We start from the raw sequence: 23,047 nt of genomic DNA, 5'->3' as shown, positions 1-23,047 counted from the left end.
CAAGGAATTGACCTGCCTTTGTGCAGGTTGTTTTGCGCATGAGTCAAAACTCCGGTTCGTTTCAGAAAATACCGGGAACAATGCAAAAAGAACCGGGAAAACCGTACCGGTTTGTAACTTTTTGACCGTTCAATGCACATTCCCGGATGACTGTGCTGCGCGCCAAAGTGTCGCGTGCGATGCTGGAAAACAAAAAGCGCCTTCCCCTTGTCATCGGGGAAGGCGCTTTGCTGATTGCTGATTTATTTTGAATTGGGTTGATAAAGTAGTTCTGAAAAATTAGTCGCTGACGTAGGGCATCAGAGCAACGTGACGAGCACGCTTGATGGCGGTGGTCAGTGCGCGCTGATGATAAGCGCAAGTGCCGGTCACACGGCGGGGAATGATCTTTGCACGCTCAGAGACGTACTTACGCAGACGGGGCACGTCCTTGTAATCGATGGTGTCGATGCGATCGACACAGAAGCTGCAAACCTTCTTGCGGCCGCGGCGGATGGGGCGCGCGGGGCGAGAGCCTTCGGTTCTTTCAAAAGCCATTGCTTATTACCTCCTATAAGATTTTAACGGAATAGACCGTTTCGGATCAGAACGGCAGATCGTCGCTGTCATCGATGACGGCGAAATCATCTGCACTGCCGGCGGAATAGCTGGGAGCTGCCTCCACAGCAGCCGGGCGGGCAGGAGCTGCGTTCTGGTAGGACGGAGCGGAATTCTGATAATTCGCTCCGCCGCCTTGATTGCTGCTCTTGGGGCCTGCAAAGTTGATGTTGTTGGCCACGACCTCAACGGCAGTGCGGTTGTTTCCCTGCTTGTCCTGATACTGGCGGGTCTGAAGCGAGCCTTCGATGGCGATCAGACTGCCCTTCTGGAAATACTTCGAAACAAACTCTGCCTGCTGACGCCATGCGACGATGTCGATGAAATCAGCCTGACGCTGTTCACCCTGACGGGCAAAATTGCGGTCACACGCGATCCGGAAGCTGCACACGTTGGTGCCGCTCTGGGTGGTGCGGAGTTCCGGGTCAGCCACAAGGCGGCCCATGATGGCTACAACATTCAACATAAAACGGACTCCTTTTTGATCACGGAGAGATTACTCCTCGTGGGCAACGATCAGGCTGCGCATAACGCCTTCGGTGATCTTGTACACACGATCCAGCTCAGCAGGGAAGCTGGGCTCGCTGGTGAAGTTGATCACGGTGTAGACGCCTTCCTCCTCGTCGTTGATGGGGTAGGCCAGACGGCGCTTGCCCCACTCGTCGATGGAATCGATCGTACCGTTAGCCTCGATCAGGGACTTGAACTTACCGACCAGAGCGGTGGTAGCCTCCTCGTCGAGAGCGGCGCTGGTAATCAGCATGGTTTCGTACTTTGCCATTTTGTAGCACCTCCTTTTGGACTTGAGGGCCTCAAGGTTATGAGGCCAAGGTACACGGTCCGTGCGGCTTCGCCCGGCCCGTGCGGTGTGTCTGTTCAGACAGCAATTTATTATAGCAAGTGATTTTTGCTTTGTCAAGCCCTGCAACGCAAAATTCTGTACAAAAAATAAAACGGAAACAGAGCGAAATTTTGGCCAAATCTTAATCGAAATCGTTTTGCTTTTAACAAGCGGCTGCGCTATAATATGGTACGGTACGGGAGACGGCGCGCGGCCGCCCCCGTCGGGAAAACAAAATATGAGAATAAACGAAAGAAGGTACTTTTATGTATTCGGTCTTCCGGAATCTCGCCATCATCATGCTCACGGCCAAGTTCTTCGGGCTGGTGGCCCGCAAGTGCAAGGCCCCGCAGGTGGTGGGCGAGATCATCGCGGGTCTGCTGATCGGCCCGTGTCTGCTGAACCTCGTGCACATCAGCGATACCATCTCCGTCTTCGCGGAGATCGGCGTGGTGCTGCTGATGTTCTCCACCGGCCTTGGCACCAACCTGAAGGAGCTGATGCGGGCGGGCCCCATCGCGACGCTGATCGCCTGTGTGGGCGTGGCGGTGCCGCTGGTAGGCGGCACTCTCCTTTATAGTGTATTCTACGGTTTTTCAGCCGTGGGCAGCCCGGAATTCTACCGGGCGCTCTTCATCGGCACCATCATGACTGCCACCAGCGTGTCCATCACGGTGGCGACGCTGCAGGAGCTGGGCCACCTGAAGAGCTTCCTCGGCACCACCATCGTCAGCGCGGCGGTCATCGATGACGTCATCGGCATCGTGGTGCTGACCTGCGTGCTGGGTGCCAGCTCCGGCACCGGCACGGGGCTGGGCAAGGTGCTGTTCAACACCGTCCTCTTCTTTGCCACGGCCATCGGCGTGGGCCTTATCGTCCACTTCGCGATGAAGTGGCTGGACAAGCGCAATCCCCACACCCAGCGCATCACCATCGTCAGCATGGTGTTCTGCTTTGCCATGGCCTACATCGCCGAGGAATACTTCGGCATCGCGGATATCACGGGCGCTTACATCGCGGGCATCGTGCTCTGCTCGATGAATGACGCTTCCTATGTGGAGCGCCGGGTGGACATCAGCAACTATGTGATGTTCGCGCCAGTCTTCTTCGCCAGCATCGGCCTGAAGACCGACATCAGCGGCCTGACCCCCAGCATCCTGCTGTTCAGTGTCTGCTTCGTGATCGTGGCCCTCATCACCAAGATCATCGGCTGCGGTCTGGCCGCCAAGATCTGCCGCTTCAGCTGGGAGGATTCCCTCAAAGTCGGCGTGGGCATGATGACCCGCGGCGAGGTGGCGCTGATCGTGGCCCAGAAGGGCCTCGATGTGGGCGTGGTGGATCCCGTTTACTTCACAGCGGTCATCCTGCTGATCGTGGTCTCCTCGGTGGCAACGCCGCTGGTGCTGAAGCTCCTCTTCACCAAGCACCCGCCGAAGCCCCATCCCAGTCAGGCGGAAGCTTGATCGTATCACAAAGGACCCCCGGCCATTCGACCGGGGGTCTTTTGCTGTAATGGGGGAAGGTCGGTGCCGACGGCGGGGTCAAAGGCCCAAAAATCGGAAAATAGATGGATTCCGGCCCGGAAATCGTGTATAATGAAGTTAAAATCAAGGTAAAAATCCGGGAAAGGAATTTTTTTATGGGAATTGTAGTGATCGGTGCCGTTTTTGTGGACATCAAAGGTTATCCGCTCTCCACCTACATCCCCGGCGGGCGCAACGCTGGGCGGGTGGAGCAGGTGCACGGCGGTGTGAGCCGCAATGTGGCGGAGGATATCGCCAACGTGGAACTGCGCCCGACCTTCGTGGGTCTGGTGGACGATACGGGCATGGGGCAGGACGTCATTGATAAGCTGTCCAACCACAAGGTGAACACCAAGTTCATCCAGCGGGTGCCGGACGGCATGGGCACATGGCTGGCCATTTTCGACAACGATGGCGACGTCTGTGCGGCCATCTCCAAGCGCCCGGATACCGCCCCCCTGACCAAGCTCTTGGAGGAGCAGGGCGATGAGATCTTCACGGACTGCGACAGCATCGCGCTGGAACTGGACCTCGAAAAGGAGACCGTGAAGCAGACCCTGCGCTACGCCAAGAAGTACGGCAAAAAGGTATTCGCCGCAGTCTCCAACATGAGCATTGCCATGGAGCGCCGGGACTTTTTGCAGCAGATCGATTGTTTTGTCTGCAACCAGCAGGAGGCCGGGCTGCTCTTCTCGGACGATTACGGCCACTTGGAACCCGCTGAGATGTGCAAGGTGCTGGCCGCTAATGTCAAGAGCGCGAACATCCCCTGCATGGTGGTCACGATGGGCGACAAGGGCGCGGTCTATGCCCATGCCAACGGCGACTGCGGCATCGTTCCCGCCAAGAAGGTGGACGTCATCGACACCACCGGCGCGGGTGACGCGTTCTTCGCCGGAACGGTCATCGGCCTGACCTATGGCAAGACGCTGGCCGAATCCTGTGAGATCGGCAGCCGCCTCGCCGCCTCGGTCATCTGCATCACCGAGAATGTCTGCCCCCGTTTCCGCCCACTGGAATTCGGGCTGGATGTGCCGGTAGTGGACTGATCCAATCAAATACACAAAGCAGAATCCCTTTTCGAAACTGGTTTCGGGAAGGGATTTTTGTGATAAAACCATATTGACGCGCCTATGAAATTAGTGTAGAATTTTTGTGAAAATAGGATGTGAGCGAAAAGCGGTCTGCGGCGGGAATTGCGGAATCTTCCGTCCGGGCGGTTTATTGGGGCGCTTTGAATCAAAATAGATGGGGAAATCAGAATGATACAATGTGTGCTGCGCTGGAACAACGAGCGGCTTTACAAAGTCGAGTTGGAAAACGGCAAAAGCTTTACGGTCGGCAGCGGCAAGAACGACACGCTCTTTGTGGAGGAACTGCTGCCCGGCCAACTCAAGTTTACCTATAAAAAGGGCGCGTTATATGCGTCCGGCAAAAAGCTGCGGGACCTTTACACTGAGGCCATCAGGGGAAGTGCGACCCTGCAGCGGATCACCGACGAGCTGCCGCTGACGATCTGCTGGCAGGAGGCGGGAGAAGCTGCTGGGCAGAAATATACGCTGCCCTACCGCGGGGTCGTGACCATCGGCCGGAAGGACGAAAACAACATCGTGCTGGACGAGGGCACCGTCTCTGGCTACCAGATGACGCTGCGGTGCGAGGAGGGCATGGCCTACCTCGAAGATGGCGGCCACAACCGCCAGAGCACCAACGGCACCTACCTGAACGGCCACCGCATCCAAAAGGCAAAGCTCAAGTCCGGCGACATCATCGATCTGCTCCACCTGCGCATCGAGGTGAAAAACTCGGAACTCATCTTCGTGGATGCAGGGCGGCGGCTGCACTTCAATACCTCCGGTGTGGGGCTGGGCACCACCCAGAACAGCCGCAAGCATCTGCGCTACCGGCGCTCGCCGCGCCAGCGGGAGCGGCTGCCCGCAGAGCCGATCGTGCTGCAACGCCCGCCCACAAAGGCGCGGCTGTTTGAAAAGCGGCGCGGCTTCCTTGCATCGCTGTTGGGCAGCGGTGCCATGGTGGGCGCTTCGCTGGCCATGGGCGCGGCGTCGCCCGCGCTGATCGCCGCCCGCGCGGCCAGCCTCGTTTCGCCCGTGAGCAGTGTCGTCATGGGCAAGAGCGACAACAAGCGCGACCTCAAAAAATATCAGGAATACGAACAGAAACGCCGCGAGAAGTACGGCGCATATATAGAATCCCAACAGGCGGTCATTCAGCAGACGGCCGAAAAGCAGCGTGAGATCCTGACGCGGGAGAACCCCGCCCCGGAGACCTGCACCGAGGGTCTGGCCGACCTGAAGCTCTCGTTGTGGGAGCGCAGCCCCAAAGATGAGGACTTTTTGCAGCTCCGCGTCGGCATGGGCTACGAGCCCCTCTGCGTGCCCATCAAGGAGCCGATGGACAGTTCCGGCATCCAGATGGAGGACGACGATGTAGCCGAACTGGCCAAGGAGATCATCGAGGAGAACCGCATCGTGGACCATGTGCCCACCCGCATCGACCTGCGGAAATACCGTGCGTGCGGCTTGATCGGTGACCACCGCCGGGTCGTCTCCCTGCTGAAAAATATCATCGTAGCCATGACCTATTCCCACTTCTACACCGAAGTGAAGCTGGTGGGCATCTTCGACGAAGACGAAAAAGAACTCTGGCAGGCGCTGCGCTGGCTGCCCCATATCTGGGACGCCGAGGAGCAGACCCGCTACCTTGCCTTTGACGAGAAGAGCGCAAACAGTCTGAGCGACTTGTTCCACGACCTGTTCCGGGGCGAGGGCAAAAGCGACTCGACCCACTACGTCTTCCTTATGGGGTCCTACCGGATGGCCGAGCGGCTCAAGGTCGTGAGCGACATCCTGAACGGCGGGCCGGGCGTAAATGCCTCCATCCTCTTCGCCTACGATCTGGGAAACATCTCCGCCGACGAACAGCTGGGCTATCTGCCGCAGCAGTGTCAGTTCGTTGTGAACCTCGATTTCCCGCCGGAACCCTGCTGCTACGACGTGACCCAGACCGAGAAAAAGGCCCTCTTCACCCCGGACCCGGAGATCAAGGCCGACGCCTTCGACCGCTACTGCCGCACGCTGTCGGCGGTGGAGGTCAGCGGCGGCGCGGCCCATCTGGAGATCCCTTCCGCCATTACGTTCTTACAAGGGATGAACGTGAACACGGTGGAGGAGCTGGACGCATGGGACCGCTGGACGCAGGAGCGGAAGAACATGAGCACCCCCATCGGTGCGATGGCGGGCGGCAAGCCCTTCTACCTCGATGTCGTCAACGACGGCCCGCACGGTCTGGTGGCCGGTACGTCCGGCTCCGGCAAGAGCGAACTGCTGACGACATGGCTGCTCTCGCTGGCGGTGAATTATCATCCCTACGACGTTTCCTTTGTCATCATCGACTACAAGGGCGGCGGTCTGGCCAACACGCTGGAAGGGCTGCCCCACATGGTCGGCAAGATCACGAATATCGGCAACAACATCCAGCGCTCCATGGTCTCGCTGCACAGCGAGCTGCTCCGCCGCCAGAAAATTTTTGCGAAGTGCGGCGTTTCCAAGTTCAGCGACTACAGCAAGGGGTTCCACGCGGGCAAGTTCCGGGAACCGATGCCCCGGCTGCTGATCGTGGCCGACGAGTTCCGCGAACTGCGCAGTCAGGAGCCGGAGTTCATGCAGTCGCTGGTCAGTGCGGCCACCATCGGCCGTTCGCTGGGCATCAATCTGGTGCTGGCCACCCAGAACCCTTCGGGCATCGTGGACGACCAGATCCGCGCCAACACCAACTTCGCCATCTGCCTCAAGGTGCAGAACGCTTCGGCCAGCCGCGATATGCTGGGCACATCGGACGCGGCGCACCTGTCGCAGGCGGGCCGTGCCTACGTCAAGGTCGGCGACAATGACGTGTACGAACAGATTCAGTCCTATTGGTGCGGCGCACCCTATCTGGGGGATCGGAAAGCGACCGCCAGCGTGGGCAATCAGGTCCGCGTGGTGGAGCTGAACGGTGAGCGCATCAAGACCGTTCACGAGGAGCGCACCCGCTTCCAGTCCGATTTGGACGAGCTGGCCGCCGTCTCGAAGTATCTGACCAAGGTGGCGAACGAACACCACCTTGATAAAATGCCTTGTCCGTGGCTGCCGGAGCTGCCCGACGCCATCCCGCTGGACGAGCTGGGCGTGCCCGGCGCCTTCGAGGGCGGGGACTGGCCCGGCGCGCTGCCGTGGCTGCAGATCCCCGTGGGCCGCTACGACCGCCCGGAACTGCAGGAGCAGGGTGTGCTCTGCCTCGACCTCGAAGCCGAGGGCCATTATGGCATCTACGGCTGCGCGGGCAGCGGCAAGACCATGCTGCTCAAGGCGATCCTGTGCAGTCTGGGCCGGTGGTACCGCCCGAAGGACATCTCCATCTACATCATCGACCTTGGCAGCTGGAGCCTGAAGACCATGGAGCAGATGCCCCATGTCGGCGGCGTGGTGCTGAGCAGCGAAGAGGAAAAATTCGACAAGCTGGCCTACATCCTGCGGGAAGAGTTCGCCAAGCGGAAGAAGGCCTTCTCGAAGCACGGCATCAGCTCCCTCAAGGATTACCGCGAGAATGTCTCGGATGACATTCCCGCCGTGGTGCTGGCCATCGACAACATCCAGCCCATCTTTGAACTCTGCCCCGCTTACGAGGAACTGCTGACCACCATTGCACAGGAAGGTGCCAGCTACGGCATCTACCTGATCTACACGGCCAGCACCCAGACGGGCATCCGCTACAAGATCACCCAGAATACCTCCGGTGCCATCGCCTTTGAGATGAACGATGATACGATGTACGGTCAGCTCGTGGGCGGCAGCCGGGCTTCGCACCGGCTGGTGGCCGGGGCCAAGGGCCGCGCCCTCATCAAGAAGACCGGCGGCCCGGTGGTGTTCCAGACCGCGCTTTACGTGCCCGGCGAGAACGAAAAGGAGCGGGTCGCAGCCCTGAAGGAATCGCTGGAGTGGATGGACCGGAGCTGGCACGGTGCCCGCCCGGAGCCTATCCCGGTGATGCCGGAATCGGTGAGCGTGGACGAGACCAGCAGCCTCTACCAGCAGCGGGATCAACTGCCCATCGGCAACAGCACCAAGAGCTTTGCCCCCGTCAGCTTGGACCTTGCGGCCAGCGGCACCGTGCTGCTGACCGGCCCCTCCGGCTGCGGCAAGAGCCGGATGCTGCAGACCGTTGCCAAACTGCTGACCAGCCGGGAGGACAACGAGCTGATTATTCTGGACAGCAGCCGCAGGGGCCTTGCGGAACTGGAACCGCTGGGCCGTTATGTGGACACCCAAGACGCCGAGCTGCTGAGCCGCACGATGCGGAAGTTCATCGAAGAACTGGTCAGCCGCGAAGCGGAGTGCCGCGACGCCGCAACCGATGCGGAACGTCAGGCTCTGCTGACCCAGATGCCGCAGATCTGTGTTCTCATTGACGACCTGAAGGAGATGACCGACTCGGAGGATGAAGCCATGCTCCGGCAGCTGCTCAACGGCATCAAGTTCGCGAAAAAACTGGGGGCCGTCATCCTTGCGGCGGAACGCACCGAGGACGCCAACGCGGGCTCGGCCATGGACCCCATCGTGAGCAAGATGACGGCTTCACCCAATGTGCTGCTGCTGGGCGGCACGGTGCAGTCGGTCACCTTCCACATCTGCGGCGACCTTGGCCCGGAGGAGAAAATCCAATCGCTCGACGAGGGCTACGGCTACCTGCTGGGGCCGGAGCAGACCGAAAAAATCAAACTGGTCGAAGCGTGAGGTGAGCACAGATGAATCATTTGATCGTGACCGTGGGCGACAGCTTTTCGGGCCGGAAGTTCGACCTTGAAGTGCCGAAGGACGTGGAAAGCGAAAAGCTGCTGGACGACATTCTGGAAACGTTGCGCGGCTATGCGCCGGAACTGCAGTGGCGGATCTCGGAGGTCGCCTTATGGGACCGCCGCCTTGGCCGGATGCTGAAACCCGGCGAAACGCTGGAAGAAGCGGGCGTCTGGAACGGCGATATCCTGTACTTGGCCCAGAAATAACCTTGTTTCACCCTCTTTTTGGGGTTGAAAAATAATCCACCTTTATAAAAAAGAAAGAAGGAATCTATTATGGCAATTCGCGTGGATGCGGACACTCTTCACAGCAAGGCAAATGAGCTGCGTACTCTGCTGAGCAACCACAACGACAACATGGGCAGAATGCGTACTCTGGTCAACAACCTGAGCGGCGAGTTCACCGGTGCTGCTGCAACTGCTTACATCGAGAAGTTCAACGGCATGGAGTCTACCTTCACTCAGTTCGCTGAGATGATCGAGAGCTTTGCCACCAATCTGGACACCGTTGCCAACAGCTTCACCGAGCAGGACAACTCTCTGGCCGGCAGCCTGAAGGGCTAACCCGCGGGGTGCTTGTTCCGCTCAAAGCCAATTTGAGGAACAAGCGCCTCTCCGTGCACCCGACGCCGATGCGGGGGCAGGGACAGGCGCTTGTACGCAAAGCGAGGAGGAATGAACATGGAATTGACGCTCAGGATGCAGGAAATTTATTTTCTGGGCAAACGACTGAACGGCGATCATCTGAATTACAGCTACATTGCGGCCATGCCGGAGATCAGCCAGCGCCGCGCCGTGATCGAGCAGGAATGCGAAGAGGCGCTGGAAAAGTGCGGCGCGGTGGAAGAAAACCTGCTGGGCGAGCTTACGGTCCGCCCGGAGGCTGCGGCCTTTCTGCACCCGCTCTTTTTCGGGGACTATGAGTCCGAGCTGATGCTGGAAAATACTTCGACCCATGATAACATCCATTGGATGTTCCACCGGGAAATGACCGAGGACGGCCCCCGCTGGCTGGCAGCGGAGTGGAACGGCGAGACCGTCCGCTTCACCTCCGACATGGAGCGGGTCGAGGCAAAGCTGCAGCCGCTTCTGCGGCCGGGCAGCGGCGCGGGCACCGAGCTGAGCGATGCGGAGATCACCGACCAGATCTCGGAGGTGCTGCTGCTGAAGAATCTGGACGCGGACGGCGAGCCGCTGGTGATCCTGTATATGATGGTGAACGGCTGCTGGTACGAGCAGACCGAAAATGAGAAAAACCGCCCCGTGCCGCCGGAGGAATTCCGGCAGGAGGCGTGGAATCTGCTGCAAGGAGGGGAAAACGGATGGCATACCGTGATATGAATGGTAAAGTCATGATCGACGAAGCTGCCGCGCAGGCCGATATCCGGCAGGAGCGGCAGGCGGAGCAGATCCTGCGCCGGGCGGCGAATGCGCTGCAGGCGGTGCAGAACGAGTCCAACAGTTTTCAGGGGGAGACGGCTGCGGCCATCGGCGAACGGGCTGAGCAGCTCCGCCGCCAGATCCTGAATCTTATCAGCGACCTCGAAGATACCCAGAACTACACCCAGCGCGTCGTCCGCCGCTACTGGCTGCTGGACCAGAAATGGAAGCAGATCTTCGAGAGTTCGCGGTAAGAAAAGGGGGAGTGTGAGATGGCAAAGATCAAAGTCAATGTGGACACCCTGCGGGACAATGCCAATCAGGTGACCCGGCAGATTCAGGCACTGGAATCCCTGAACAGCCGGTTGGATCAGCTGCTGAACCAGATCGAGGGAAGCTGGACCGGCAACGCCAGCGAGCAGTATCTGGCGACCATGCGCCAGCACAAACAGAAGACACAGGCCATGGTCAAGGTGCTGGAGACCTTCCGGGACTACATGCAGCGGGCGGCGGCGCGGTTCGAAGGCGTCGATCACGACGGTGCGACCCGCATCCGCAACAGTTAATGGGGTGAAGAAATGATCAATTTGGATACCGAACAACTGAAAAGCCTTTTGGCCCAGTTGGAAAGCGCGAACAACCAGATCGATGAAGCCATGGCGTGCCTTCAGCGGGTGACCACCCACAGCAGCTGGGGCTGCGCCGAGCGCAACACGATCAACGAGCACATCCTAGAAAACCGCCAGCAGATGCAGCGGGTCCAGCAGGAGAGCGAAAGCTTCCTGACCGCCACCCGCGCCGTGGCCGACGATTTCTGTACCACGGAGAACGATATCTCCAACTGGTTCGCTTCGGTGGACGAGGCTATTGCACGGGTCAACGGCATCCGGGTGGGCAGTATCGCGTCCATTGCGGCGGCTGCAAAAAAAGCGTTCGAAAATATCAAATGGAAAACGACCTGCCCCCATATGGATCCGCGCATAGGTGTGATCGGGAAGATCGTTTCGTCGAGGGTGTCGGTGAGCTATATGAGTCAGACCAAGCTCAGCGACATGGACCTGTAACCGAATGGAGTGAGGATAGAGAATGAAACAAATTCAGATCACGCCCGCTGAGCTGCGGACTCAGGCGGCGGAGTTGAACTCGCTCCGGGCGGAGTACGAGAGCCTGTTCTCCAACCTGAACAGCGTGCTGAACCGGACGAACGATGCGTGGAGCGAGAACCTCTCCCACAACTTCGTGGGCAAGATCAGTTCCACCCAGAAAAGCTGCTCCAGCATCCTTGAAGCGCTCCAGTGGGGCTCCACCGCCGCCACCAAGAGCGCCGAAAGCTTCGAGACCATCGATAATACGCTGGCCAATGGGCTGAATGGGAGCGCTGCTTCGGATGGCGGTTCCAGCGCCGGTGGCAGTAATGGCGGCGGTTTCCGCGGCGGCCGGATCAAAGAGGGCGAAACGGCCCCCGGCAGCAGTGGCGGCGGTTTCCGCGGCGAGGAATCTACTGGCGATACCAAGGCTTCTTGGTGGGACAAGATCAAGGAAAAAGTCAACACTGGCAAGGAGATAATCTCCACCGGTGTGGCAAATGCTGTGGACTGGACCAAGGGTGCGGTCTCTACAGTCGTCAATGACTATAAGAACAAGGGCGTTTCGTGGAAGATCGTCAAGACGGCAGGGGCTGTGGCTTCCGGTATTGGTGCAGTTGTTTCGGCAGCGGCAGCGTGGGGCGTTACGGGCGGCAGTGCCGGTCTGGCGGCCCCGGCGGCGGTGCTGGTCACTGCGCATTCGGTCAATACCTTGACCAGCAGCTTTTCGGATATCTACAACTGCTGGTTCGGCGATAAAGAACAGGTGGGCAACGTCAATGTCCTGAAATCGCTGGATCAGAAGATTCTGGGCGAGACGGCGGGCAGCATTGCCTACAATGTCGGTTCGCTGACCGCGACCATTGCGTCCATCTCGGCGCTGGTGGGCAAGGTCAAACAGGCCCCCGACCTCTGGAAGGCCATCAAGGGCACCGGCAAGGAACTCAAAGAGGGTGCTTCGAACCTCTGGGGCCTTGCGGGCGATGTGGTGAAGGGCAATATCCCGCTGAGCCATCTGGGCGCACAGTTGAGCTTGCTGAACATGAACATGGAAAACGTGAACGATGTCTCCAAATGTTTCGGCATCATCACGACGGCGGGCAAGACGACCAAGAAGCTCGCCGATGCCGTTGCTGAGCCCATCGCAAAGGCCATCAACCCCGATACCAATTATGGTGCCTCCTTCGTGGAGAAAATCTTTGGCAAGGACAGCACGGCGGCAAAAGCCTATAAGGACGTCAAGGGTGCGGCCTCGCTGTTTGAAAAAGAAAATTATAAGACGCTGGGCGACGCCTACAAGGCCGATCAGCTGCAAACCGGAAATAACTGAGAAATAAGGAGTTAAGATTATGAACGTCGGAAATCTGTTTCCCATCGGCACGGTCGTTACGGTCAAGGATGCCAACAAATCAATGATGATCATCGGTGTCCTGCCGGAGAACGACGGCAAGCGTTACGATTACATTGCAGTCCTGTACCCGGAAGGTTACCTGACCGAAAAGCAGATCTACCTGTTCAACCATGATGATGTGGTGAAGGTGGAGTACCTCGGTTATATGAACGCGGAGTATCAGGTCTTCCGTCAGGATCTGGAGCAGATCATGAAGGAAGTGGATGCGGAGAAGAAATAAGAAGACAGCCTGAGTGGTTCAGGCGGAGGATTTTCATGGAATGCAGACTATCCGCCGCGTGCCTGTGCAATATGGGCCGGGTGCGCGGCAACAACGAGGACAATTTTTATTTTGATGGCCGGACGATGCCGCTGGACCACACCAGCCTCGACAAGCCCCTTTTGCAGGATGTTTCCACCAGCCCCTTTGCGGCCTTTGGCGTGTTCGACGGTATGGGCGGCGAGGAAAACGGCGAAGTGGCGTCATTTGTAGCGGCAGAGACCTTCAAGGATAAGTGCCGCTGGCTGCGGGAGTATGTGGCCCCGCCGCAGCAGTTTCTGGCTGAGGCGTCCGCTGCAATGAACGACGCCGTTGCCGCCGAGGCGCGGAAGGTCCCCGGCCGGGTGGGCACCACGGGTGTGATGCTCTGTTTCAGCGAGGACGAGGTGTACTGCGGCAATGTGGGTGACAGCCGGGCCTACCGGTTCCACAAGAGCGCGCTGTTCCAGCTTTCCACTGACCACAACGATGCCAAGTTCCTGCGGGATCACGGCGTTGTGGGGCGCAAGCCGCGGCTGACCCAGTATATCGGGCTGGATCCGGAAGAGATGATGATCGAACCCTCCTATGCAAAGGAAAAATTGCAGCAGGGCGACCGGTATCTGCTGTGCAGCGACGGCCTGACCGATATGCTGGACAACCTCACCCTCTGCAGCATCCTCAAAAACAGCGCCACCGTCCAGCAGGGCGTGGAAGCGCTGATGGATGCGGCACTGGAACGCGGCGGCCGGGATAACATCACGATCATTCTGGTTGAAGTCGAGGAGGTGCGGGCATAACCATGGCAGAACTGAATACATTGCCGGGCTGGAAATGCGTCCGGCAGATCGGCGCGGGCAGCTTCGGCAAGGTGTATGAGATCCAGCACACGGAATACGGCAAGGTGTATAAGGCGGCGCTGAAGGTCGTGCGCATCCCGCAGGACCCCTCCGACCTGAAGCGGGCCTACAGCGAGGGCATGGACCGGGAAGGGGCGACCACCTACTTCCGCAGCTTCGTGGAGAACCTGACCGACGAATTTGCCATCATGGACGAGATCAAGGGCTTCACGAACATCGTCTCCTACGAGGATCACATGGTCATCGAGCACCCGGACGAGATCGCGTGGGATATCCTGATCCGGATGGAGCTGCTGACCTCCCTGCCCGACTACTGCACCACCCGCACCATGAGCGAAAAGCAGGTCATCCAGCTGGGCATGGATATCTGCAACGCGCTGGAGATCTGCGAGGAAAAGAAGATCATCCACCGTGATATCAAGCCGGATAACATCTTCGTGAACGACCGCGGCGACTTCAAGCTGGGCGATTTCGGCATCGCCCGCACCGTGGAAAAAACCATGTCCGGCATGTCCAAGAAGGGTACCTACGATTACATGGCCCCGGAGGTCTACCTCTGTCGGCCCTACGGCCAGACCGTTGACTTGTACTCGCTGGGCACTATGCTCTACCGCTTCCTGAACAAGAACCGTCTGCCGTTCCTGCCCTTCGGCAACCTGCGGCCGGACGACCGCACCAACGCGCTGGAACAGCGGATGAGCGGGGCCATGCCTCAGCCGCCGGTGAACGGCAGTGAGCAGCTCAAGGCTGTGGTCATGAAGTCCATCGCCTTTGACGCCAAGGAGCGCTACCAGACCGCCGCCGAGTTCCGTCAGGCATTGAAGGACTGCATCCCCTTCATCGTGTACGAGGGGGTGGAGGACGCAAAGCCCATCGACCCCGACGATTCGGATGCCGGTTCGCTGTCCCTGCGTCCGGGTGACTACACCATGCCGCCCATCGTGGACACGACGCCCTATTATGAAGAGGACGGCGGCACCCAAGGCGGCGACACCGCGCCCGGCGGTACCATCTGGGGCGGCACCGACAACGGCCCCCAAGGCGGGGGAGCGCAGGACACCGGCACGCAGGGCGAAGCTTACCCAGAAGGCAAGACCGTCTATGGCGACAAGGAGACCCTCCTCGTCAACAAGAAAAAGCACCTGCCCAAGCAGTATATCGCCATCGCGGCGGTGGTGGCGGCTGCGGCCATCGGCGGTGGCGTGCTGCTTTCCCGCCCGAAGCCCGCGCCCGCCCCGGTCTCCTCGGTGAGCGCAGCGGCCAAGACCCTGACCTACGCGGTCAAGGGCAAGGGCGGCACGCTGAAGACCAGTGAGGAGAGCGGTGCGGATTCCATCAAGTTCGAGGATGACGACGAGCTGCTTCAGGTCACAGCCGTTCCGGATAAGGGGTACAAGTTTGACCGCTGGAGCGACGGCTACACCCGCGCCGAGCGCACCGACAAGCCCGGCGAAAAGACCGGCACTCTGTACGCGATTTTCGTCGAGGACAGCGCGTCCAGCGCGTCCGAAGAAGTGACGTATACCCTGAGATATCGCGTCAGCGGCGAAGGCGGCTCAGTGATGGCAGTGGACGATGCCACTTCGGGGCGGCAGACTGGTGTCATTTATAATCTTTCGGAAAATGCTGACCCCGTTACGGTCAAAGCCGTTGCAGATGATGGCTATCACTTCGTCAAATGGAGCGACGGCGTGACGGATGCGACCCGCACAGACAATGACGGAGAATTCATGCACGATGTGGATGTTTCGGCCATCTTTGAGAAAGATGCCGACTCGGATTCGACGCCGAGTTCGAAACCGAAAAAGGTCGATCCGACGCCGTCTCCCTCTCCGTCGCCTTCGCCCTCGCCGTCCCCGTCTCCCGCTCCGTCTCCGCAACCCACCCCGGCTCCCACCCCGGCTCCGGCCGCGGAAAACTGGAGCATGTCGGCTGCGTCCGTGGGCGGCGGTTCGGTGAGCATTACGATCAACAGCAGTTCGGCGGTGGCCGTCAAGGCGGTGCTGGTCTACAAGGCCAACACGTCCTTGCAGTATTCGGCGGGTACCATCGGCAACTGGGCGTCCGGCACCTATACGTGGACGGCCAGCCGCCAAGGGCCTCCGGGTGACTACACCATCCGCTTTTATAGCGCCAGCGGTCAGCAGATGGCCTCTGTAGACGTTACGCTGTAAGGGAGGTGCGGCAGCCGAACGGACTTTTTTGAGGATTGTTTTACAAAAAAGAAAGGAAGAATCAACGATGAAACTGAAAAATGTACTGAAATACGGTGTTGCTGCGGCAGCGCTCAGCATGGTGCTCCTGTGCGCCCCGGCGGCTTATGCGGAGGGCCCGGAGGCGGAGGCTGCCCCGGCTGACCCCGCTGTGGCTGCGGAATCCGTGGAGGATGAGAACGCCCTCTTCACCGGAATGCACCTGAGCCAGAGCTCCATGACCCTGACCGTGCGCAGCAACAACCAGAACCCGTCCTCTTCCCTGAGCGTGCGCCGCACCGATGAGGAGTATTCCAGCGTGCGCTGGACCAGCTCCAACGGCTCGGTGGCCTCGGTGGACAGCTATGGCACCGTGACCGCACGCGGCGTGGGCTACGCCACCATCACCGCCACCACCAACAAGGGCGAGTCCGCTACCTGCCGCGTGACCGTGGAGCGCGCCACCGCAGAGCTGGACCACTCCTACCTGTCCCTGAATATCACCTACGATAATGCACACCCCACCAGCCAGCTGAACCTGCAGGATTCCTACTACGGTTCCAGCTATGAGCGCTGGAGCAGCAGCAACACCAATGTCGTCACCGTTTCCGACGGCGGCATGGTCACTGCACAGGGCGTGGGCACCGCTACCGTTACCGCCCGCACCTCCAACGGCGAGTCCGCAAGCTGCCGCGTCACCGTCAGCAACAGCGTGGGCGATGTCTCTGTGAGCCAGACCGTTCTGCTGATGCCGGACGTCGGTTCCGTCCAGCAGTTGAGCGCGACCATCGCCGCCGCAGGTGGTGAGGGCATGGCCCGCACTTGGGTCAGCATGAACCCCGCCGTCGCCACCGTCAGCGAGTCCGGCTACGTCACCGCTGTGGGCAATGGCGAGACCAAGATCATCGTTTCCTCTCCCGACGGTAAGTACGCCGAGTGCACCTGCTACGTCGGCGATGCAGCCCGCCAGTACCAGTCTCAGCAGCAGATGCAGGCTGCGCTGGGCGTTGTGGTCCTCGTGGTCGTCGCAGGTGTTATCATCCTCGTGATGATGGGCAGCGCAGCCTAAACAGCGGCTTCCCGGTCTCCAAATCGTAAAAGCAAAGGGACTGTTGCAAAACTCCTTCCGTCATCGCTTACGCGATGCCGGAGAGAGCTGTTTGCAGCGGTCCCTTTTTTGCGCGGTCCAGAGAGAAAAATTACGGTTTGTTCGATGCGAAAAGCCCGGCGGCAAGGCCGCTGGCGAGGATCGCGGCACCCAGCGCCGCAAGGCCCGCCCCGGCCTGACCAAAGGCGTCTCCCAGCGCACCCACGAGGGGGCTGGCGGGGATCATGAGCAGACTGTAGGCCATGCTGTCCACGCTGATGAGGGTGGCCCGCTGGTCGCTGGGAATGGCATCGTTCAGCTTCTGTCTTTCATGCAAAAGGTACACTTCCAGTGCGCCCTGCACCAGCATCATGCCGAACAGACCGCCCCACGCGGGGGCAAGGCCCACCAGCAGCGTGCCGACGCCGCAGAGCAGGGCGCAGACGGAGTAAAACCGCCGCATGGAGCGGAACCGGACCCGGCGGCCCACTTCAGCGCCCAGCACACAGGCAGCACCGCCCAGCAGCAGGGGAAGAAAGAGGAGCTCTGTGGGCCAGCCCAGCTCAATGAGCCGCTGCTGCAAGAACATTTTGGTCAGGTAGCTGGGCACCGAGACGACGGCGCTGGAAACGATGAGCTTGGCCGCCAGCGGCGTGGTGCGCAGGATGCTCAGGCTGTTGCGCGCCAGTTTGGTGAACTGGCCGGGCAGCGCGCGGAGGGTCTGCCTTCCCCGGCTGGCCTGTGCCTTGGTGACGATGGGCTCCTCCATCAGCGCAAGGGCGGCGGTGGAAACGCCCTCGAACGCAGCGCTCAGCAGGTAAAAGCCCGCAAAGCCGAGGAAGCGCTTCAAAAGGCTGGCCAGCGAACCCACGGCGTTGGCCAGCATGGAAATCTGGGAACTGTTGGCGGAGACTTGGATGTACTCGTCCTCGCGGCCCTCGGTCTTCAGGCTGTCGTAGACAAGGGCTGTGAAGGTGCCGGAAAACATGGTCATAGCCAGCGCGTTCAGCCCCATGGCAAGGCAGATGGTGAACAGGTTCGGCGCAAAAGCCATCAACAGATTGCAGGTCACGGTCAAGACTCCGCCGGACAGGAGGGTTTTCCGGCGGCCCAGCAGGTCTGCCGCCATGCCGCTGGGCACTTCGCAGAAGAGGCTGACGATGTGGTACACGCTTTCGGCTAGGCCGATCTCCCACAGCGAAAAGCCCCGCGCCGCCAAAAGCGCCACCCATACGGCGTCGGTGATGCGCAGACCGGAGAAAAAGTCGGAGGTGTAAATGCAGCGAAGCTGCTGTTTCAAGTTGAGATTCTGATTCATGGGGAGCACCCTTTCTATTACAATGGATAGAACTGTGTGCCCATTTTCAGGCAAAATAAAAACGCCCCATAGCAAAGCTACGCGGCGCAAATAATCATGCTCCACGCATTACAAAAAAGATCCCTCGGAAGCTCTCCCTTTGGGAAAACTGTCTGCGAAGCAGACTGAGAGGGCCTCGTCGGCCTAAAAATGGGCGCACTTCGAGCCGGAAAAGCTTAAGGGTTTCCTTTTTTGAAGAAAACGCAGCCGTTCCAACGCATCTTGGTGCACCCTCCTTTCTGTAAAGCGTTGCGTTCAGCATATCACACTCCGGCACAAAACACAAGCAAAACCGGGGAAAAGTTACAAAATCCTTTCCCACGCTTGCAAACGAGGTGAAAATGTGGTAAGATGACTCTTGGTTATTGAAACCTGAATCTGCAAAAACGCAGCGACGGAGAAAGTACACACAAGGCGTCCGGCAAAGAGAGGCGCTTCACCGGCTGAAAGGGTGCCCAAGTGGGGCCTGTGTGGAAGTTCGCTCCTGAGCGGCCCGCGTGAACGGCTTTTCCGAAAGCCTTTTAGTGCGGGACGGCACGCCCCGTTACGGCGTTTGAGCGCCGCTCTTTTGAGGGAGCGGAAACCGGGTGGTACCGCGGAGTAGATGTTACAGCTTCGTCCCCTTTGCCGAAAGGCAGGGCGGGACGGAGCTTTTTTGTTACCCGCTGAACAAGAAGAAAACCGAGAAGGAGAGAATTTCCATGCAAGCAATGATCGACGAGCTGGCCAAACAGGCCGAAGAGAGCCTCGGTCAGGTCTCTTCCAAGGAGACACTGGCCTCGTTCTGGCAGGAATATCTGAGCAAAAACGGCAAGATTCCCGCGCTGATGAAGAATCTGCGCTCCGTCGCGCCGGAAGAACGCCCCGCCATGGGCAAGATCATCAACGAATTAAAGCAGAAGGTGCAGGCAGACTATGATGCCGCTGCCGCCAAGGTGAAGGAAGCGGAGCTTGCTGCCCGCAACGCCGCCGAGACCGTGGACATCACCCTGCCCGCCAAGACCCGTGCGGTGGGTGGTCTGCACCCGCTGACGCTGGTCACCAACCAGATCATCGATGTCTTCTCCGGCATGGGCTTTGCTGTGGCCGATGCCCCGGAGATCGAGGACGACGACCACAACTTCACCCGCCTGAATGTGCCGAAGGATCACCCCGCCCGCGATATGCAGGATACCTTCTACCTGTCCGACGAGTTCCTGCTCCGCACCCAGACTTCCGGCGGCCAGATCCGCACCATGGATTCCCAGAAGCCGCCCATCAAGGTGCTCATCCCCGGCCGTGTCTTCCGTTCCGACTCCGACGCGACCCACAGCCCGATGTTTCACCAGATGGAAGGTCTGGTCGTCGATAAGGGCATCACGCTGGGCGATCTGCAGGGCGCGCTGAACACCTTCGTCCAGAAGCTGTTCGGTGCCGACACCCGCACCCGTCTGCGTCCGTCCTACTTCCCGTTCACCGAGCCCAGCGTCGAAGTGGATGTCAGCTGCTTCGAGTGCCACGGCAAGGGCTGCCCCCTGTGCAAGCACACCGGCTGGATCGAGGTCCTCGGCGGCGGTGTCGTCAACCGCAAGGTGCTGGAGAACTGCAACATCGACCCGGACCAGTATTCCGGTTTCGCTTTCGGTATCGGCATTGAGCGCATCGCCATGCTCAAGTATGGCATCAACAACATCGGCCTGATGTTCGAGAACAATCTGGAGTTCCTCAAGCAGTTCCATGAATAAGAGGGGAGAGACGAGACAATGAAAGTACCTTTCAGTTGGTTAAAAGAATTGGTTGATATCGACGTGACTGCGCAGGAATTGGAGGAAAAGCTCTTCTCCTGCGGCTTTGAGGTCGAGGAACTGATCCCGCTGGATGCGGGCATCAGCAAGGTGGTCGTCGGTAAGATCGTGGAGATGGAGAAGCAGGAGGGCACCCACCTGACCAAGTGTGTGGTGGACTGCGGCGACTACGGCCACGAGATCCGCATCAGCACCGGTGCCTCCAATATGAAGGTGGGCGACTGCGTGCCCGCCGCTCTGGATGGCTCCACCCTGCCCGGCGGCATCAAGATCAAGGCCCGCAAGATGCAGGGCGTGGAGTCCAACGGTATGCTCTGCTCCGGCGAGGAGCTGGGCCTGAACGAGGATCTTTTCCCCGGTTCCGAGGTCTACGGTCTGCTCATCCTGCCCGAAGACAGCGTGCCCGGCACCGATATCGCTCCCGTGGTCGGTCTGGATGACTATATCTTCGATATCTCCATCACCGCCAACCGCCCGGACTGCCAGTCCGTTCTGGGCATCGCCCGCGAGGTCTCTGCCATCCTCGGCAAGCCCCTGCACATGCCCGCCATGGATTACAAGGCCGTCTGTGACGCCGACGAGCCCATTACCGTCAAGGTGGAAGCCCCGGACCTCTGCCCCCGCTATATGGCTCACTACGTCCGCAACATCCGCATGGGCGAATCTCCCCGCTGGATGAGGCGCCATCTGGCTCTGTGCGGTCTGCGCTCCATCAGCAACGTGGTGGATATCACCAACCACACCCTGCTGGAGATGGGCCAGCCCATGCACGCCTTTGACCTGAATAAGGTCGCGGGCCGCACCATCGACGTCCGCCGTGCCCACGAGGGCGAGAAGATCACCACCCTCGATGAGAAGGAGTTCACCCTGAACCCCAACAACCTCGTCATCTGCGATGCTGAGAAGCCGGTGGCTCTGGCCGGCATCATGGGCGGCGCCAACTCCGGCATGGACGACACCACCACCAGCCTTCTGTTCGAGTGCGCCACCTTCGCCCGCGACAGCGTCCGTAAGACCAGCCGCGCACTGGGTCAGAACAGCGACTCCTCCGCCCGCTATGAAAAGGGCGTGGACCGCCACTCTCCCGAACTGGGCCTTGCCCGCGCTCTGCACCTGATTCAGGAGCTGGACTGCGGTGATATCACCACGCTGGAGTATGACCTGACCGATGGCCGCCCGCTGGAGCGCAAGCACATCGTCACCACCCCGGCCAAGATCTGCGGCGTGCTGGGCATCACCGTGCCCGATCAGACCATGATCGACATCCTCAAGCGTCTGGAATTCACCGTGGACGTTCAGGCCGACGGCAGCTGGGATGTGTCCGCACCTCTGTATCGTGAGGACGTGGAGAGCTTCCCCGATCTGGCTGAGGAAGTCATCCGTGAGTACGGCTACGACCACATCGTGCCCACCTTCCTGAACACTGCCTCCGTCACCAACGGCGGCCTGAACTACGACCAGAAGCAGCAGCTCAAGACCAAGCGTCTGCTGGCTGCGCAGGGCTTCTATGAGGCTTCCACGCTGGCGTTCTACTCTGCCGCTGAGCTGGATATGCTTCACATCCCCGCCGATGATGCCGCCCGCAAGGCCATCCGCATCCTGAACCCCATCAGCGAGAACCTGTCCATCATGCGCACCCTGCTGACCCCGTCCATGCTGAACGTCATCGTGGATAACCTGAAGAAGGGCAACGCCGAGGGCCGTCTGTTCGAGATGGCACCGGTCTATCTGGCCAAGGAACTGCCCATCAACGAGCATCCCCATGAGCGCCAGACCCTTTGCATCGGCGCTTTCGGCCCCGGCGAGGACTTCTTCACCGTCAAAGGTGCCATGGAGGCACTGGCTGCCGGTTTCGGCCTCCACTTCACCTACGAGCGCGAGACGGCGCCTTGGCTCCACCCCGGCATCAGCGCCGCAGTCTACTGCGAGGGCAAGCGTCTGGGTGTCTTCGGCAAGCTCTCCAATGAGATCAACGGTGAGCTGGAGATCGCAAAGGATCAGAAGGACAGCCAGAACATCTATCTGGGCGAACTGGACTACGAAGCTCTGATGAGCTGCGTGGATGGCGAACTCCGCTATCAGCCGCTCAGCCCCTACGCATCCGTCAAGCGCGATCTGGCCCTCGTCTGCGAGGAAAAGGTCACCTGCGGCGAGATCGAGGATACCATCAAGAAGGCAAGCCCGCTCATCACCGACGTCAAGCTGTTCGATATCTATCGCGGCGCAAACCTCGGTGAGGGCAAGAAGAGCATGGCCTTCTCCCTGACGCTGGCCGACCCCAATGCAGAAGTTTCTGCTGAGCAGGTCGAGCGTGCCGTCAAGAAGGTGCTGGGTAACCTGAAGTTCAAGCTCGGCATCGAGATCCGCTGAGTTTCATTCTATAAATAAGGAAGGCCGTCTGTGCAGCTGCATGGGCGGCCTTTTTGCGCGGAAAGAAGAACACCCGCACGGCGGGCATTGAATGAAGACAGTTTCAGTTTTACAGGAAAAACTTGAAAAAACTTGCAAAAAAGTGTTGACATTCCTCCGAGGGTATGGTATTATACTTGAGCGCCAAGCGCTGAGACAAAAGAATGACTTCCGAAGCCTCAGTGAGAAGCCAAAGAAAAGAACCAATAGACGTTAAGAAACACCAAAGAGATTTGAGAGGTTTCGAGATGCTCCAAGTTCAGAAAGTTCGACAGCTTCGAAAAAAAGGCTTGACAAAAAATCACTTCTGTGATAAAATAATCAAGTCGTCAGCCGAAAGGCTGAGGCGCTCACAGGACCTTGAAAATTGAACAATATCGAAAAACTTGTAACGGAACCTATTTTCGTGTTGGAAAAACACGGTAAACA

Annotated in this window: 20 protein-coding genes and 1 other annotated feature; of the genes, 16 read left to right on the top strand and 4 right to left on the bottom strand. The window is 59.4% G+C overall.

Annotated features, from left to right (window positions below; all coding sequences use genetic code 11):
* Nucleotides 1-279: 279 nt before the first annotated feature.
* Genes rpsR through rpsF form a run of 3 tightly spaced genes read right to left on the bottom strand, consistent with a single transcriptional unit; the run spans nt 280 to nt 1,378 of the window.
* Nucleotides 280-537 carry a 30S ribosomal protein S18 gene (gene rpsR / locus C4N23_RS03730; RefSeq protein WP_055189171.1) on the bottom strand — a complete coding sequence of 86 codons (258 nt, stop codon included), beginning with the start codon at nt 535-537 and terminating at the stop codon, nt 280-282.
* Between the two features lie 46 nt (nt 538-583).
* Nucleotides 584-1,063 carry a single-stranded DNA-binding protein gene (locus tag C4N23_RS03725; protein WP_055189169.1) on the bottom strand — a complete coding sequence of 160 codons (480 nt, stop codon included), beginning with the start codon at nt 1,061-1,063 and terminating at the stop codon, nt 584-586.
* 30 nt (nt 1,064-1,093) lie between these two features.
* Nucleotides 1,094-1,378, bottom strand: a complete 285-nt coding sequence (gene rpsF, locus C4N23_RS03720) for a 30S ribosomal protein S6 (protein WP_055189167.1) — start codon at nt 1,376-1,378, stop codon at nt 1,094-1,096.
* Nucleotides 1,379-1,704: 326 nt separating this feature from the next.
* On the opposite strand from rpsF, the gene C4N23_RS03715 reads away from it, so the two are divergent.
* The 14 genes from C4N23_RS03715 to C4N23_RS03650 all read left to right on the top strand — a co-directional run bounded on the left by C4N23_RS03715 (nt 1,705) and on the right by C4N23_RS03650 (nt 17,050).
* Nucleotides 1,705-2,901, top strand: a complete 1,197-nt coding sequence (locus tag C4N23_RS03715) for a cation:proton antiporter (RefSeq protein ID WP_112144140.1) — start codon at nt 1,705-1,707, stop codon at nt 2,899-2,901.
* Nucleotides 2,902-3,077: 176 nt separating this feature from the next.
* On the top strand, nt 3,078-4,010 hold the full coding sequence (locus C4N23_RS03710) for a carbohydrate kinase family protein (RefSeq protein ID WP_112144345.1): 933 nt from the start codon (nt 3,078-3,080) through the stop codon (nt 4,008-4,010).
* 213 nt (nt 4,011-4,223) lie between these two features.
* The gene (gene essC, locus C4N23_RS03705; RefSeq protein ID WP_112144138.1) at nt 4,224-8,753 is read left to right on the top strand and encodes a type VII secretion protein EssC; all 4,530 of its coding nucleotides are present in this window, start codon (nt 4,224-4,226) and stop codon (nt 8,751-8,753) included.
* 11 nt (nt 8,754-8,764) lie between these two features.
* Entirely contained in the window at nt 8,765-9,022 is a 258-nt protein-coding gene (locus tag C4N23_RS03700) for an EsaB/YukD family protein (RefSeq protein ID WP_097839363.1), read from the top strand.
* A 69-nt stretch (nt 9,023-9,091) separates the two neighbouring features.
* Nucleotides 9,092-9,379, top strand: coding sequence for a WXG100 family type VII secretion target (locus C4N23_RS03695; RefSeq protein WP_112144136.1), 288 nt, complete (start codon nt 9,092-9,094; stop codon nt 9,377-9,379).
* Between the two features lie 117 nt (nt 9,380-9,496).
* Nucleotides 9,497-10,156 carry a hypothetical protein gene (locus C4N23_RS03690; protein ID WP_055189155.1) on the top strand — a complete coding sequence of 220 codons (660 nt, stop codon included), beginning with the start codon at nt 9,497-9,499 and terminating at the stop codon, nt 10,154-10,156.
* Nucleotides 10,138-10,449 (top strand): hypothetical protein, encoded by a 312-nt coding sequence (locus C4N23_RS03685; RefSeq protein WP_055189153.1) that lies wholly within the window; start codon nt 10,138-10,140, stop codon nt 10,447-10,449. Before C4N23_RS03690 ends, C4N23_RS03685 begins: the two co-directional genes overlap by 19 nt.
* 18 nt (nt 10,450-10,467) lie before the next feature.
* Nucleotides 10,468-10,761, top strand: coding sequence for a WXG100 family type VII secretion target (locus tag C4N23_RS03680; RefSeq protein WP_112144133.1), 294 nt, complete (start codon nt 10,468-10,470; stop codon nt 10,759-10,761).
* A gap of 12 nt (nt 10,762-10,773) precedes the next feature.
* The gene (locus tag C4N23_RS03675) at nt 10,774-11,259 is read left to right on the top strand and encodes a hypothetical protein (protein WP_112144131.1); all 486 of its coding nucleotides are present in this window, start codon (nt 10,774-10,776) and stop codon (nt 11,257-11,259) included.
* A 22-nt stretch (nt 11,260-11,281) separates the two neighbouring features.
* On the top strand, nt 11,282-12,610 hold the full coding sequence (locus tag C4N23_RS03670) for a WXG100 family type VII secretion target (RefSeq protein WP_112144128.1): 1,329 nt from the start codon (nt 11,282-11,284) through the stop codon (nt 12,608-12,610).
* 19 nt (nt 12,611-12,629) lie between these two features.
* Complete coding sequence (locus tag C4N23_RS03665; RefSeq protein WP_055189144.1) at nt 12,630-12,911, top strand: DUF4176 domain-containing protein; 282 nt, start codon at nt 12,630-12,632, stop codon at nt 12,909-12,911.
* 35 nt (nt 12,912-12,946) lie between these two features.
* Nucleotides 12,947-13,729 (top strand): PP2C family protein-serine/threonine phosphatase, encoded by a 783-nt coding sequence (locus tag C4N23_RS03660; RefSeq protein WP_055189142.1) that lies wholly within the window; start codon nt 12,947-12,949, stop codon nt 13,727-13,729.
* A 2-nt stretch (nt 13,730-13,731) separates the two neighbouring features.
* Nucleotides 13,732-15,963 carry a protein kinase domain-containing protein gene (locus C4N23_RS03655; protein WP_112144126.1) on the top strand — a complete coding sequence of 744 codons (2,232 nt, stop codon included), beginning with the start codon at nt 13,732-13,734 and terminating at the stop codon, nt 15,961-15,963.
* A 67-nt stretch (nt 15,964-16,030) separates the two neighbouring features.
* A complete protein-coding gene (locus C4N23_RS03650) occupies nt 16,031-17,050 on the top strand; it encodes an Ig-like domain-containing protein (RefSeq protein WP_112144123.1) in 1,020 nt (339 codons plus the stop codon).
* Between the two features lie 130 nt (nt 17,051-17,180).
* Here C4N23_RS03650 and C4N23_RS03645 read toward each other — a convergent pair whose 3' ends face one another.
* Entirely contained in the window at nt 17,181-18,386 is a 1,206-nt protein-coding gene (locus tag C4N23_RS03645) for an MFS transporter (protein WP_112144121.1), read from the bottom strand.
* Nucleotides 18,387-18,807: 421 nt separating this feature from the next.
* Nucleotides 18,808-19,051, top strand: a binding site (T-box leader).
* Nucleotides 19,052-19,126: 75 nt separating this feature from the next.
* Here C4N23_RS03645 and pheS point away from each other — a divergent pair.
* Together pheS and pheT are read left to right on the top strand one after the other, a co-directional pair.
* Nucleotides 19,127-20,149 (top strand): phenylalanine--tRNA ligase subunit alpha, encoded by a 1,023-nt coding sequence (gene pheS, locus C4N23_RS03640; protein WP_112144120.1) that lies wholly within the window; start codon nt 19,127-19,129, stop codon nt 20,147-20,149.
* Between the two features lie 18 nt (nt 20,150-20,167).
* Nucleotides 20,168-22,579 (top strand): phenylalanine--tRNA ligase subunit beta, encoded by a 2,412-nt coding sequence (gene pheT / locus C4N23_RS03635; RefSeq protein WP_112144118.1) that lies wholly within the window; start codon nt 20,168-20,170, stop codon nt 22,577-22,579.
* Nucleotides 22,580-23,047 lie beyond the last annotated feature (468 nt).

Source organism: Faecalibacterium hattorii (assembly GCF_003287455.1).
Lineage (GTDB): Bacteria > Bacillota > Clostridia > Oscillospirales > Ruminococcaceae > Faecalibacterium > Faecalibacterium hattorii.
The sequence above is the reverse complement of the archived record's forward strand: the minus strand, read 5'-3'. Positions and strand labels throughout refer to the sequence as shown.

Bases quoted from the DNA above. Each gene is read 5' to 3' on its own strand.
- C4N23_RS03695 (WP_112144136.1), top strand. From the start codon at position 9,092: ATGGCAATTCGCGTGGATGCGGACACTCTTCACAGCAAGGCAAATGAG.
- pheS (WP_112144120.1), top strand. From the start codon at position 19,127: ATGCAAGCAATGATCGACGAGCTGGCCAAACAGGCCGAAGAGAGCCTC.
- C4N23_RS03675 (WP_112144131.1), top strand. From the start codon at position 10,774: ATGATCAATTTGGATACCGAACAACTGAAAAGCCTTTTGGCCCAGTTG.
- C4N23_RS03715 (WP_112144140.1), top strand. From the start codon at position 1,705: ATGTATTCGGTCTTCCGGAATCTCGCCATCATCATGCTCACGGCCAAG.
- C4N23_RS03655 (WP_112144126.1), top strand. From the start codon at position 13,732: ATGGCAGAACTGAATACATTGCCGGGCTGGAAATGCGTCCGGCAGATC.
- C4N23_RS03670 (WP_112144128.1), top strand. From the start codon at position 11,282: ATGAAACAAATTCAGATCACGCCCGCTGAGCTGCGGACTCAGGCGGCG.
- pheT (WP_112144118.1), top strand. From the start codon at position 20,168: ATGAAAGTACCTTTCAGTTGGTTAAAAGAATTGGTTGATATCGACGTG.
- essC (WP_112144138.1), top strand. From the start codon at position 4,224: ATGATACAATGTGTGCTGCGCTGGAACAACGAGCGGCTTTACAAAGTC.
- C4N23_RS03680 (WP_112144133.1), top strand. From the start codon at position 10,468: ATGGCAAAGATCAAAGTCAATGTGGACACCCTGCGGGACAATGCCAAT.
- C4N23_RS03660 (WP_055189142.1), top strand. From the start codon at position 12,947: ATGGAATGCAGACTATCCGCCGCGTGCCTGTGCAATATGGGCCGGGTG.
- C4N23_RS03685 (WP_055189153.1), top strand. From the start codon at position 10,138: ATGGCATACCGTGATATGAATGGTAAAGTCATGATCGACGAAGCTGCC.
- C4N23_RS03645 (WP_112144121.1), bottom strand. From the start codon at position 18,386: ATGAATCAGAATCTCAACTTGAAACAGCAGCTTCGCTGCATTTACACC.
- rpsR (WP_055189171.1), bottom strand. From the start codon at position 537: ATGGCTTTTGAAAGAACCGAAGGCTCTCGCCCCGCGCGCCCCATCCGC.
- rpsF (WP_055189167.1), bottom strand. From the start codon at position 1,378: ATGGCAAAGTACGAAACCATGCTGATTACCAGCGCCGCTCTCGACGAG.
- C4N23_RS03650 (WP_112144123.1), top strand. From the start codon at position 16,031: ATGAAACTGAAAAATGTACTGAAATACGGTGTTGCTGCGGCAGCGCTC.
- C4N23_RS03665 (WP_055189144.1), top strand. From the start codon at position 12,630: ATGAACGTCGGAAATCTGTTTCCCATCGGCACGGTCGTTACGGTCAAG.
- C4N23_RS03710 (WP_112144345.1), top strand. From the start codon at position 3,078: ATGGGAATTGTAGTGATCGGTGCCGTTTTTGTGGACATCAAAGGTTAT.
- C4N23_RS03725 (WP_055189169.1), bottom strand. From the start codon at position 1,063: ATGTTGAATGTTGTAGCCATCATGGGCCGCCTTGTGGCTGACCCGGAA.
- C4N23_RS03700 (WP_097839363.1), top strand. From the start codon at position 8,765: ATGAATCATTTGATCGTGACCGTGGGCGACAGCTTTTCGGGCCGGAAG.
- C4N23_RS03690 (WP_055189155.1), top strand. From the start codon at position 9,497: ATGGAATTGACGCTCAGGATGCAGGAAATTTATTTTCTGGGCAAACGA.